Annotated in this window: 12 protein-coding genes; 5 read left to right on the forward strand and 7 right to left on the reverse strand. The window is 41.2% G+C overall.

Annotated elements, in window-relative coordinates; all coding sequences use genetic code 11:
• Positions 1-5 precede the first annotated feature (5 nt).
• The 3 genes from DES35_RS06405 to DES35_RS06415 are packed head-to-tail and all read left to right on the forward strand — an operon-like array spanning position 6 to position 1,414.
• The gene (locus DES35_RS06405) at positions 6-524 is read left to right on the forward strand and encodes a DUF420 domain-containing protein (protein WP_244906329.1); all 519 of its coding nucleotides are present in this window, start codon (positions 6-8) and stop codon (positions 522-524) included.
• Positions 521-769, forward strand: a complete 249-nt coding sequence (locus tag DES35_RS06410) for a hypothetical protein (RefSeq protein WP_114366139.1) — start codon at positions 521-523, stop codon at positions 767-769. The genes DES35_RS06405 and DES35_RS06410 overlap by 4 nt, the downstream gene beginning before the upstream one ends.
• A gap of 12 nt (positions 770-781) precedes the next feature.
• On the forward strand, positions 782-1,414 hold the full coding sequence (locus tag DES35_RS06415) for a YqaA family protein (RefSeq protein WP_114366140.1): 633 nt from the start codon (positions 782-784) through the stop codon (positions 1,412-1,414).
• Here the strand turns inward: DES35_RS06415 and DES35_RS06420 are convergent.
• Positions 1,411-1,929 (reverse strand): hypothetical protein, encoded by a 519-nt coding sequence (locus DES35_RS06420; RefSeq protein WP_037357272.1) that lies wholly within the window; start codon positions 1,927-1,929, stop codon positions 1,411-1,413. The genes DES35_RS06415 and DES35_RS06420 overlap by 4 nt on opposite strands.
• A 73-nt stretch (positions 1,930-2,002) precedes the next feature.
• Between DES35_RS06420 and DES35_RS06425 the strand changes: the two genes are divergently transcribed.
• Positions 2,003-2,701, forward strand: a complete 699-nt coding sequence (locus tag DES35_RS06425; RefSeq protein ID WP_037357274.1) for a TrmH family RNA methyltransferase — start codon at positions 2,003-2,005, stop codon at positions 2,699-2,701.
• Positions 2,702-2,726: 25 nt separating this feature from the next.
• Here DES35_RS06425 and DES35_RS06430 read toward each other — a convergent pair whose 3' ends face one another.
• The 5 genes from DES35_RS06430 to DES35_RS06450 all read right to left on the reverse strand — a co-directional run bounded on the left by DES35_RS06430 (position 2,727) and on the right by DES35_RS06450 (position 9,133).
• Positions 2,727-3,809: an LptF/LptG family permease gene (locus DES35_RS06430; RefSeq protein WP_114366141.1), complete on the reverse strand. Its 1,083-nt coding sequence runs from the start codon at positions 3,807-3,809 to the stop codon at positions 2,727-2,729.
• A protein-coding gene (gene prfB / locus DES35_RS06435; RefSeq protein WP_185714352.1) for a peptide chain release factor 2 occupies positions 3,806-4,925 on the reverse strand; the annotation gives its coding sequence in 2 pieces (ribosomal slippage) (positions 3,806-4,861 and positions 4,863-4,925; 1,119 coding nt in all). The genes DES35_RS06430 and prfB overlap by 4 nt, the downstream gene beginning before the upstream one ends.
• A 35-nt stretch (positions 4,926-4,960) precedes the next feature.
• Positions 4,961-5,575, reverse strand: coding sequence for a response regulator (locus tag DES35_RS06440; RefSeq protein WP_037357280.1), 615 nt, complete (start codon positions 5,573-5,575; stop codon positions 4,961-4,963).
• A complete protein-coding gene (locus tag DES35_RS06445; RefSeq protein WP_114366143.1) occupies positions 5,572-7,377 on the reverse strand; it encodes a tetratricopeptide repeat-containing sensor histidine kinase in 1,806 nt (601 codons plus the stop codon). The genes DES35_RS06440 and DES35_RS06445 overlap by 4 nt, the downstream gene beginning before the upstream one ends.
• Positions 7,378-7,459: 82 nt before the next feature.
• The gene (locus tag DES35_RS06450; protein ID WP_051889195.1) at positions 7,460-9,133 is read right to left on the reverse strand and encodes a M28 family peptidase; all 1,674 of its coding nucleotides are present in this window, start codon (positions 9,131-9,133) and stop codon (positions 7,460-7,462) included.
• A 24-nt stretch (positions 9,134-9,157) separates the two neighbouring features.
• Between DES35_RS06450 and DES35_RS06455 the strand changes: the two genes are divergently transcribed.
• Positions 9,158-9,829 carry a hypothetical protein gene (locus tag DES35_RS06455; RefSeq protein WP_114366144.1) on the forward strand — a complete coding sequence of 224 codons (672 nt, stop codon included), beginning with the start codon at positions 9,158-9,160 and terminating at the stop codon, positions 9,827-9,829.
• Here the strand turns inward: DES35_RS06455 and asnB are convergent.
• Entirely contained in the window at positions 9,820-11,718 is a 1,899-nt protein-coding gene (gene asnB, locus DES35_RS06460) for an asparagine synthase (glutamine-hydrolyzing) (protein WP_037357286.1), read from the reverse strand. The two genes, DES35_RS06455 and asnB, sit on opposite strands and share 10 nt — an antisense overlap.
• Positions 11,719-11,754 lie beyond the last annotated feature (36 nt).

Below are 11,754 nucleotides of genomic sequence, written 5' to 3' on the forward strand. Positions count from 1 at the left end.
GCGTGATGATTCCGGTTATTGTCACACTCTCTGTGCTTGTCCCTGTAGCAGTTGCTGTGCTAATGATATATCCAGAAACCTTTAGTCTGGAAAACAGCTTCCCACAGGCAAAAAAACTTCCTGCTTTTCACGCTTTTTTAAATGGAACTACAGCAGTGTTGTTGATCCTCGGAGGCATATTTATTTCAAGAAAGAAGATACACCTGCACAGGGCAGTTATGGTGGCGGCATTTGTACTTTCTGCGTTGTTTCTGGTGTCGTACGTGGTTTCTAAAGTCTCAAATCCTCCCACTCCTTTTGGTGGAGAAGGTGCCACACGGATTATCTACTTTTTTATTCTGATTACGCATATTGCTCTTTCGGTTCCTGTACTCCCATTGGCGATGCTTTCAATTTACAGAGGGAGCACTATGGAGATCGACAAACACAAAAAACTTGTCAAATATACCTACCCTATCTGGCTTTATGTGGCAATTACGGGTGTATTGGTTTATGTATTTATGTCACCTTATTATCCGGTATGAGAAATATTTTAGTGCTGCTATTAATTTTGACCTTCTCCGTCATTTTGGCTGAGAGCAGCTTTGCACAGTGTGCAATGTGCAAAGCCGTAGCAGAATCATCCAGCGGTAACATTGGTGCAAAAAATCTGAATACCGGAATTCTTTTTCTAATGAGTATCCCATACTTACTTGCCACAGTGATTGCCATTGCCATTTGGCGACATAATAGGCAGACAAAAAATACATCTTCTGCTAAAGAACCTTGAAAAAACCAGAATTTGGAGAAGAAGAATCGAAGTTTCGGAAAATATTTAGAAATTTTACACTATGCCAATAGAAAGCGGGGAGTTTATTCTTTTTTAGGCAAAAACCTCTGGAAACTGCTTCTGACGATTGCCGTTTTTATGGTCATTTTTTGGGTTTTAACCCATTATGTTTTTGATTTTAATCACTTTGTTTGTACTCATTTAACCAAATATCCCGCTTGGTTGATCATGGGGTTTCTCTTTTTGTCAGAGTGTTTCACGGGGATTTTATCGCCCGATATATTCATTGTATGGGCAAAGAGCTTTGAATATCCCTATAGAATAGTATTCATTCTTGCCTCACTGAGCTATATAGGCGGGATTATTAGCTATAGTTATGGAAGACTTTTTTATAGAATCAAGGTAGTGCGGTATTGGATTGATGATAAGTTCAAAGAACAATTTGATCTTCTCAAAAAATTCGGAGGCATATTGATTGTGACTTCTGCACTTGCTCCACTGCCATTTTCGCCGGTAAGTGTGGTAACAGGCGCTATAAAATATCCATTTAAAAAATATGTACTTCTGGCCTCTACAAGATATCTCAGATTTTACGGTTATGCATGGTTTCTCTACATGGTAGTAAAAAATTCAGGACCTTGTTAAATCCGGTTGGCCAGCGTCTTAATCTGCTTTATCTGGTCGGCGAGTAGTTTTTTCTGATCGAGTTGTTTAGCTTTGTTGATCCACATATTGGCTTCAGTTTTTCTCCTTTTAGCCAAGGCAATTCCAGCCATTTGCAGACAAGCCATTGCCTCATCGGTTTTCATTCGCAGGCCTAACGTCATTGCTTTTTTTATGTTTTTTTCTGCCTCATTCAGATTTTGTTCCTGCCCTTTAACCAGTCCTTGCAGCAGATAATAATAAGCCGCCTGTGATTTAATAAGTGACTGCTCTGGATTTTTAATACGGGATAGCCATTTTTTTACTTTGTCAAACTTCTGCGATCGCAAATACCACAATGCCATAATCATATTTTCATTTCTGAAATATGAGAGCAGTATTAAACTGCTCAATACCAATAGAAAAATTCCATTTCCGATATTGCTTTCTACAAATTGCCAGATAGAAGCACAAAAAATCAATACTGTAAGGGCGATCCGAATGATTTTATTCCACATTTTTATTTACAAGTAATTTTGGCTGCAAAGGTAGCTGAACAAATTTTGAAAATATCACCAAATCAGTCAAAATATGGAACAGGTAACACCGGACTTTAGAATGGCTTTAAAGTATTACGACAGATTGTTTGATTTGCTTACTGAACACAAAAAAAACCTCTTTACGACTTTGATTGAATATCGAACCAATCACATAGCGTGGCTGGCAGACAATTTTTACCACGAACAAAACTCGAGTGCCATCATCAGGTCGGCTGATTGTTTTGGCTACAATACTGTATTTGTAATCGAAGACAAGTACAGATTTAAGGTAAATGAAGAGATTGCTATGGGAGCTCAGAAGTGGGTAAATACAGTGATTTTTCAGGTGGGTAACGTCGACTATGGTCAGGCCATTCATGCCATCAAACAGAGCGGATATAAGCTGATAGCTGCTACCCCACACATCGATGGACTTAGTGCAGAAAATCTTGATATTCGCAAGCCAATCTGCATAGCAATGGGCTCCGAACGTCATGGTCACCACCCTGAAATCCTTGAGGAAGCAGATGGGTTTGTTGCCATTCCTATGGAGGGATTTTCCGAAAGTCTCAATGTATCTGTGACAGCTGGAGTACTAATGTATACGTTGAAAAAAAGACTAAAAAGCGAAGGGATCGATTGGCAGCTATCGGATGCGGATAAAAAGCGTCAAATTTTAATCTGGATGCTCAAAACCATCCCATCGGCTCAAAAGATGGTAGAGCGGTGGATACAGGAAGAAGCAAATTAAAAATTTATACAATATACCTTGAAATTTACTTAGGAGCAATCCGATAAAGGAAAGCACCTATGATGGCAAAGAGCAGGTTAGGAAGCCATAATGCCGCTAGTGGAGAAAGATTTCCATTGGTGCTGAATACTACTGATACACGCTGAAAAAAAATGTAAGTGACACATAGGGCAAGTCCAAGAGCTATATTAAAGCCCATACCTCCTCTTCGCTTTTGACTGCTGATGCTCACAGCTATCAATACCAGAATCACGGTCGCAAATGGCCAGGCAGTTCGTTGATGAAGTTCAATGAGGTACATATTCACTTTTTCAGACCCCCTGATTCGTTCGGCTCTGATAAATTCGAGCAATCGAGGAGTGTTCATCATGGTTACCGAGTAGAGGCTGGGGCTGAGTTCGTCGGGTTTAAATTCCAGCAAGGTGTCTTTTTGCCGGCCAATGACTAGTTTATCGCCATCAGTTCCAATCACTCTGATTGTATAATTATCTAATCGCCACGTACCAGTGAGTGTGTCGTATCGAATAAAATCAGAGGAAAGCTTTGAGAGCAGTTTCTGACCATCAAAAACTTCATAAGTAAATCGGTACCCTGACTTTCGGTCGGGATTGTAATTTTCGAGATATATCAAATGTCCGGGTTTTATTTGTCTATGAATATCGCTATAGCGCTCTCCGGTATTTTGATTGATGTATAGGTTTTCGAAGTGTAGTCTTCGCACGTTGCTGATGGGAATGATATAATGAGCAAGTGCCATACTGAGCAAAGCTATTGTAGCAGTGCCAATGAAATAGGGTACCATTAATCTCCGGAAGCTCATACCACCGGTAAGTATGGCTACTATTTCTGTCCGGTTGGTCAGCATGCTTGTGAAAAAAATGGTAGAAATAAATACAATCATGCTGGTAAACATATTGCCATAGTAAACGATGAAGTTGAGGTAATAATCAAAAATGATTTCCCTGGGAGTGGCCCCTCTGGTGATAAAATCTTCAATTTTTTCAGAAATATCAAAGACTATGGCAATCAATAGGATAAGAATGAGCACCAGAAAATAGGTACCCAGAAAATATCTCAATATATACCGGTCAATAATGCCAGGCCTCATGGCATTGATTCAGCATTCATAGCACGGCTGCTGCTTCCGGTTGACATAAGGTAGGACTTTAAAAATTCATCAATTTCACCATCTAATACGGCTTCGGCATTGGAAGTTTCAGTGCCTGTTCGCACATCTTTGACGAGCTTGTAGGGATGCAGCACATAGTTTCTGATTTGCGAGCCCCACTCAATCTTTTTCTTACCGGCCTCGATTTCTGCCCGTTTTTGATTGCGCGCTTCAATCTCTATTTCATAGAGTTGGGATTTCAGTAGCTGCAAAGCCTTTTCTTTGTTTTGAAGCTGTGAACGGGTTTCGGTGTTTTCGATGATGATGCCTGTAGGCTTATGCCGGAGGCGAACACCGGTTTCTACCTTGTTGACATTCTGACCGCCAGCCCCACTGGAACGAAATGTATCCCACTCAATATCTGCCGGATTGATATCTATCTCAATAGAATCGTCTACCAGCGGATATACATACACCGATGCAAAGGATGTGTGTCTTTTGGCATTTGCATCAAACGGTGAAATTCGCACCAGCCTGTGCACGCCGTTTTCACCTTTTAGATAACCAAAAGCATATTCCCCATCAATCTGAATGGTGGCGGTTTTAATTCCTGCCATATCGCCATCTTGGAGGTTGAGTGTGGTTACCCTGTATCCGTATTTTTCGGCCCAGCGGGTATACATGCGTAGCAGCATATAAGCCCAGTCGCAGCTTTCGGTACCTCCGGCACCCGCTGTGATTTGCAAAACGGCACTTAGGTGGTCTTCTTCGGCCGAGAGCATGTTCCGGAATTCAAGATTTTCGATTGCTTCCAGGGCGTCGTTATAGGCTTTGTCAAGTTCTTCCTCCCCGATTACGCCTTCTTTGAAAAATTCAAAAGCCAGTCGGGCTTCTTCCACTAGTTGGCAGGCATTTTCGAAACCTTCAATCCAGAACTTTAAGTCCTTAATGGTTCTTAGTACTTTCTGAGCATTCTTTGGGTCGTCCCAAAATCCGGGAGCAGCGGTTCGCTCTTCTTCATTTTGGAGCGCAATTCTCTTACTTTCCGGGTCAAAGATACCCCCTTAGCGCTTCCAGGCGCCCGGCTAATGCACTTACTTCTTCAAAGGTCTTCATATCGGTGCAAAGGTACAGATCACTTTGAAAACTAGTCAGACGATACCTCGCTCCACAGCATAACGTATTAATTCGCTCTGATGACGGATTCCGAGCTTGTGGTAGATGTTTTTACGGTGTGTGTCTACTGTGAGAGGACTGATGTACAGCAAGTCAGCTATCTGACTGGTAGAAAGTCCTTTACAAATATGTCTTATGATTTCGATTTCTCTATTTGACAGGTTGTGTACAGATTTTTCTTTGGGATTTTCGGCTAGGCTGCTTACAGAATTGGAAAAATAACGTTCTCCAGCCGCAACGGCATAAATGGCTTCGAAAAACATATGCATATCATCTGACTTGAGAATATATCCTTCTATGCCCAGGTGAAGCAGTTGATTTACAAGTAAATCGGAGGAATAGGAGGTCATCACCAGGATGCGTACACCGGGATAGTATTTTTTGACTTCTTCAGCCACTGTGATACCATCCTTACCCGGCATATTGATATCTAGAATCAGCAAATCTGGATTTTTTTCTGAAATTGCGGGCAACACATCCAAGCCATTGTTGCACCAGCCGGCGATTTGCAATTCGGCGTGTTCTCCGATTACTATAGAGAAAGCATCGTATAAAAGTTTTTGGTCTTCTGCGATGAGAAGTCTGATCATGCTGTTACACTTTTTTGTATAGGTATTTCAATAGAGAAGGTTGTACCTCTGCCAGGTAGGCTGTCCATAGAAATCTTTCCCTGTAGTTTTTGCACCCTGTTCTCAATGTTGACTAGACCTATTCCCTTATGACTTTTCTTTCCGAAGCCCTTTCCGTTGTCTTCAAAAAGCAAATGAAATATGCCGTCAAAGTAGCTGATTTGAATGGTTATTGACGATGCTTTGGCATGCTTGAGAGTATTGGTGGTCAATTCCTGAAGGATACGGTAAATGTTTGTTTCAAAATCGGTGTCAAATCTAGGAAAATCAGTCGGTATGAAGTCAATATCCATTGCTACCATATGGCTGGTATTTATTTTTTTGCATAAGTCTTCAAGAGCAGCTTTTAGTCCAAATTTGCTGATGAGTCCTGTAGACAAATTATGGGAGATACGACGTATTTCTTCAGCTGCTTCGGTCACCGCATCCGATATTTCATTTATTTCTGTAGTCAATACCTCGTCAAATTTTAATTTTTTCTCTAGCGAATACAGTTTCATTTTGATGTATGCAATCAGACTTCCCATGCGGTCGTGTAGTTCTTCAGCGATTGTTTCTCGCTCCATATCCTGCCCTTTCAGGAGCGCATTGGCAGTTTCAAGCTCATGCTCGCGCAATAGAGTGTTGATATGCTCATTATAAAGCTGTATTTCCTTCTTATTGATTTTTATTTTTTGATAGATTATAGCTGTAAGACCCACTAAGAATACAACCACCAATGCAAACATGGCTAGATAAAGGTTTTTTCTTCGCTTCTCCAATGCCAGTTTGTCGAGTGCAGACTGAAGCTCTAAGGTTTTGATTTTGGATTCGTAGCGGCTTTCCATTTCAGCCAGAGTTTGTGCACGCGTCTGGTCGATTAGTGTGTCGTTGTATAGAGAGGAGAGTTTTATGTATTGCAAAGCTTTGGATATTTCTCCAATATTTTCATAGGTGACAGACAGCCTTTCGCAGGTCTCTGTCAAGAGCCCAAAGTGGTGTATGCGTTCAGCAATTTCGAGTTTTTTGTGCTGGTACTCTAAAGATTTTTTGATGTCTCCGGCATCGTAGTGCAGGCGATCCAACACTCCATAGACTTTTGCTAAAACTTCTGACAGTTGATCTCTTTCGGAAAATTTTGCATACAGCGACAAAAACATATTGGCATACTTTTCAGCGGCCTTATGATTACCGAGTCTGTAGTGCGAATACGCTAGATTGTAGACATCACCTAAATACATGGCTGTGTCATTGAGCTTAAGAAAAAAATCCAGGTTACGTTCGTAGATGTCTTTGGCCCGATTATAATCTTCAAGCATAAAGTAAATAGCTGCTTTATTCCCTTCATAAATTCTTTTCAATATAGGTTGCTTTTGGGGATCCAATTGGGCTTCAGCCATTTCTATTGCCTCCAATGCCTTATCCCAGTTGTGCATGTCTTGGTGGTAAATGGAGAGCAGATTGTAGTTAGTAGATAGCAGGGTCTTATTTTCAATGATTGTATTGACTTCTATGGCTTTATACAAATAAGTAAGCATCGACTCTGGCTTTTCTACTTGATAATAATAAGCTGCCAAAGCATTTAGATACAGTGGATAAGCGTCTTCTATGTGATTTTTTTCAGCTATCTTGAGCAGTTTGTTAAGGGTATCTTTTTGCTCTTGGTCGGTGAGTTCCGGATTAACAGACAGAATAAACCTGGATGTCCATGAATCTTTATCTTGGGCAAAAAGGGCTTGACATATGATCATCGTTAAAATTATGTTGATAATGAAGCCCCTCATTTCCTATTCTTTTAGGATACCCAAAAATAGGGGGAAAGTGTAATTTTTTTTTAATCAAAAAATTTTTGATTTTTAAAGGACCTCATTCGAAATGAACGGTAACTTCAAGTTGCTTTCCGGACCTTATGATTTGGACCGGAGTGGAATCGCCTTTGTCGTAGAGGGAGAGGGCTTCCATATAGTCTCTGATGTTTCGGATTTGTCTTTCTCCGATTTTTACGATGATATCGCCCTTAGTGATACCTGCTTTTTCAGCTGGTTTGCCTTTTGTGACACCTTCGACTTCCAGACCTGAATCATCGTTGTTGTAACCTGGCATGATTCCCATCGTCACATTGAATCGCAGGGGTCTTGACTCTTCTGCATCATCCGTAGGGGTAAAAAGGGGTGGACTATCCATAGTGTTCAATTCTTCTACGAGAGTGGCACATAGGGCTACTATCTCTCGTACGCCTTGAAAATTAATCTTTGCTGCCACATCAGTGGGTTTATGGTAGTCGGCATGTAGTCCGGTAAAAAAATGAAGCACCGGGATGTTTTGATTATAAAAAGAGGTATGGTCCGAGGGTCCTCTTCCTCCTTTTGAAAACTGGTATCTGAAATCGTAGCATCTGAATTTTCTGAAGAATGCATCCCATGTCGGGCTTGTCCCGGTTCCATTGATTTTCAAAGTTTTATCATCACCCAGTCTTCCAATCATGTCCAAATTAAACATGGCCACAATGTTTTCGATTGGATAAGTGGGATTGGAAACCCAATATTTCGAACCCAGAAGCCCCTGTTCTTCAGCTCCATACAGCATAATCAGGTAATTAAATTTTCGGGGGCCGTATTCATTGAGATATCTTGCCAATGCCAGTGCACCTGCTACGCCGGAAGCATTGTCATCAGCACCATGATGAATGGCTGGCTTTCCGCGATATATTGAATTTTTGTCTCCCATCCCAAGGTGATCGTAGTGTGCACCTATAGCAATGGTGTAGGGGGATCCTGTTTCAATGAGTCCGACGATATTGTTGGTTGTGACTTCATTTTCAAAGAGTTCAGTTATTAAACGAATTCTTTTTTTGGTTAATTTTTGAGACAAATCACTTGCTACAAACCAAATGGGAATGCTTTTCTTCCGGAGTGTTTCGAAGTATCTCTCGGGTACCGGGATTCCTGTCATCTTATTAGTGGTGAAAATAACAGCTTTTACTCCAGCTGATTCAAGTTCAGTAATGAGGTCTTCTGTAGTAAATTTTTTAAAATCAACCCCGTTACTTTCATATAATTCTTTAACTGAGCTAAGCTCTACAAGAGCAATTTTCCTTTTGATTTGTCTGGGATTTTGTATTATAATTCTTTCATCTCTTAAGGAAAATACCGGGGAGATAACTTTTCCTTTGGCGCGTGCATTGGCACTGTAACGGGTGGGATAGGCAAGTTCCGATGGCTTGTAAGAGCTTTTTCCAAAGCTCAGCCTGGTATCTTCGGAATGCCTGACCTGGAGTTTTATTTTAAATTTCTGAAGATATGTGCCAGCTTGACCCATGGGTACTGTGCCGGCCTCGGTCAGATTATCGATTATGAAAACAGTTGCCAATGAATCTCCTTCCGTACCGGGGTAACGCCCCTGCATTCTCTCAGATGCTAACTCATTGACCAGGTATTCGATCCACTCAACTGAAATTAATTCCGGGCTGACACAATTCTGGCCAAATGTGAAAAATACATAAAACTGAAGTATTGCAAAAAATGTTGTTTTTGCATTCATAATACTTTTTTTTACGAATTTACTATGAGAAAGGACTATGAGCCGGCCGTTTATCTGATTATTTTCAAATTTGAAGGTTTATTAAATAAATGGTGGGCCTTTAAAAAAATGGGTTTAAGGGGTTGGAAAGATCGTTTGAAACAAAAGCTTAGATTTTTCAAAATGATGGGTACGGGTTCTGGGAATGGGTTTGGAATTATACCTGACTTCAGCACCTATACCTGGATTTTTACAACCGACAATGCAACGGGCCTTTTTGAATCGGAGGTTTTCAGAGAATTTAAACAAAAGTTAGGTATGATCAGGATTTTCCAGATGTATCCCCATAAAACCCATGGCCTTTGGAATGGAATAAACCCATTTAGCGACTTTCCACCGCTTTCGGATCCAGAGGAATATCCCTGGATTTCGATCGTTACCAGGGGAAGTATTCGCCGGTCGATGTGGTGGAAATTCTGGAACTACGTGCCAAAGGTCTCATCTCAGATTTCTGAAAAGGCGATTTTATCAATGGGTATGGGTGAGTTGCCATTGATAGAGCAGGCCACATTTAGTGTGTGGGAGCGCACGGAAGACATGTATCAATGGGCTTATGGCAATACATATCATGTGGAAGTAGTAAAACTCACAAAATCACTGGGCTGGTACGAAGAGGAAATGTTCACAAGATTTTATTGCCGGGAAGTTCAGCTTTGAGCATCCACCCACCTGTCAAACCACATCTGAAACATGAGCAGTAGCCAAATCCTTTGAAAATCAGTGTTTTCCCCATATTTTAAAAAAGATTGAATGGCTTGGGAAATGGTTTTGTGATTAAAAAATCCTTGTTTTTTTATTTTCTCCTCAGAAAAAATCTCCTGTAACATCCAGCTAAGATCTTTTTGTAACCATCGATGGATCGGTATACCAAAACCCATTTTAGGTCTTTCCATTATTTCCCGGGGAACATATTGGTGGACTATATGCTTCAGAATCGCTTTCTGCATTCCACTTTTGTCAATTTTAAACTCATCCGGTAATTGAAAGGCAAATTCCACCAACCTGTAATCGAGCAGAGGCTCTCTGCCTTCGAGACTCACAGCCATCGTAGCTCTGTCGACTTTGGTGAGGATATCGTCGGGTAGGTATGTTGTTAAGTCTGTAAGAAGAATCTGTTTCAAAACCGAATCCAAACGGTCTGTCATTACATGAAATTCCTGTAAAGGCATTATGGTGGCAGGCTCCCTTAGCAGGGACTGTATCTGATAAGGAGAAAAAATACTCAACTGATTCAAAAACAAAAGAGGAACTTTTTCATACCTAAGATAATTAGCCAGTTTGGAGATCAGGTCATGCTTCATCACATCCTTTTGCCGGGGTATAGCTTTCAGGATGGAGAGTACAGATGTTCTAATACCGGAAGGTATTTTGCTGAGTAGTCCGATTTGTTGTAATCCTTTCAGATGGCGCTGGTAACCGGCAAACAGCTCGTCACCTCCATCGGCCGAAAGGCTTACAGTCACGTGACTTTTGGCTAGTCGGCTCACCAGCATCGTCGGAATAGCTGAGGAATCTCCAAAGGGCTCATCGTAGTAATATGCGAGCTCGGGTATAATGTCTAGTGCCTGTTCCTTAGTACATAGAAGCTCGTGATGCTCCGTTCCGATATGCTGGGCCACCCTTCTTGCAAAAGGGGCTTCATTGTAATCTGCTTCATTAAATCCAATGGTGAAAGTCTTCAGCCTGTTGCTGCTCATTGACTGGAGGATGGCGGTCACACAGGTACTGTCATATCCTCCGCTGAGAAAAATACCTACAGGCACATCAGCGATCATTCTTAGGCTAAAGGCATCTCTCATAAGTTCTTCCAACTCGAGTGCAGCAGATTTCAGGCTTTCAAATTGCCTTTGGCCAGGAGTGATCTCCCAGTAACGCTCCAATCTAATGTGTTTACTCATCAATTCATATTCGGCATAGTGTCCGGGAGAAAGTTTGCTGATGCCGTCAAATATCGAATTAGGCGAGGGTATATATCCTGTAGTAAAATATTGAAAAACAGCAGAATGACTAATCTTTTGATCAGTTTTTTCAAGAGCCAGTAGTGCCTTTAATTCAGATGCAAAGAGGATATTGCCGGAAGTTGAAAGCTTGTAATACAGTGGTTTTACGCCGATACGGTCTCTGATTAAATAGAGCTTGTGTTTGGAAAAGTCACAAAGAGCGATGGCAAACATGCCATTGAGCTTGTTGACAAATGAAATTCCAAATTCCTGATAGAGACAAAGAATAACTTCTGTATCCGAGTTTGATCTAAACGTGTAACCTCGTTCAATCAGTTCATTTCTCAACTGTCGGTAGTTGTAGACCTCTCCGTTGAATACAATTGCCACCCGGCGATCTGCCGAAAACATTGGCTGGTGACCTGCCTGAGTAAGGTCAATGATGGCAAGCCTCCTAAAACCCAACCAAACGGTATATTCAGAATTTACAATTCCTTCAATGCCCTCATCGTCGGGACCTCTGTGGCGGAGCAGGTCAATCGATTTTTTAATCCAGTTGCTGTCATATCTGCCTGAAAAATCAACAAGACCCGAAAAACCGCACATGAGCTTACATTTGTTGCAGCCAAAAGTATCATTTCA

The sequence above is a fragment of the Schleiferia thermophila genome, from assembly GCF_003337435.1.
GTDB lineage: Bacteria > Bacteroidota > Bacteroidia > Flavobacteriales > Schleiferiaceae > Schleiferia > Schleiferia thermophila.

What these genes read in the sequence shown, in the direction of transcription:
- DES35_RS06405 (WP_244906329.1), top strand. Translation starts at nt 6, where the DNA reads ATGATTCCGGTTATTGTCACACTCTCTGTGCTTGTCCCTGTAGCAGTT.
- DES35_RS06410 (WP_114366139.1), top strand. Translation starts at nt 521, where the DNA reads ATGAGAAATATTTTAGTGCTGCTATTAATTTTGACCTTCTCCGTCATT.
- DES35_RS06420 (WP_037357272.1), bottom strand. Translation starts at nt 1,929, where the DNA reads ATGTGGAATAAAATCATTCGGATCGCCCTTACAGTATTGATTTTTTGT.
- DES35_RS06425 (WP_037357274.1), top strand. Translation starts at nt 2,003, where the DNA reads ATGGAACAGGTAACACCGGACTTTAGAATGGCTTTAAAGTATTACGAC.
- DES35_RS06430 (WP_114366141.1), bottom strand. Translation starts at nt 3,809, where the DNA reads ATGAGGCCTGGCATTATTGACCGGTATATATTGAGATATTTTCTGGGT.
- DES35_RS06440 (WP_037357280.1), bottom strand. Translation starts at nt 5,575, where the DNA reads ATGATCAGACTTCTCATCGCAGAAGACCAAAAACTTTTATACGATGCT.
- DES35_RS06445 (WP_114366143.1), bottom strand. Translation starts at nt 7,377, where the DNA reads ATGAGGGGCTTCATTATCAACATAATTTTAACGATGATCATATGTCAA.
- DES35_RS06450 (WP_051889195.1), bottom strand. Translation starts at nt 9,133, where the DNA reads ATGAATGCAAAAACAACATTTTTTGCAATACTTCAGTTTTATGTATTT.
- DES35_RS06455 (WP_114366144.1), top strand. Translation starts at nt 9,158, where the DNA reads ATGAGAAAGGACTATGAGCCGGCCGTTTATCTGATTATTTTCAAATTT.
- asnB (WP_037357286.1), bottom strand. Translation starts at nt 11,718, where the DNA reads ATGTGCGGTTTTTCGGGTCTTGTTGATTTTTCAGGCAGATATGACAGC.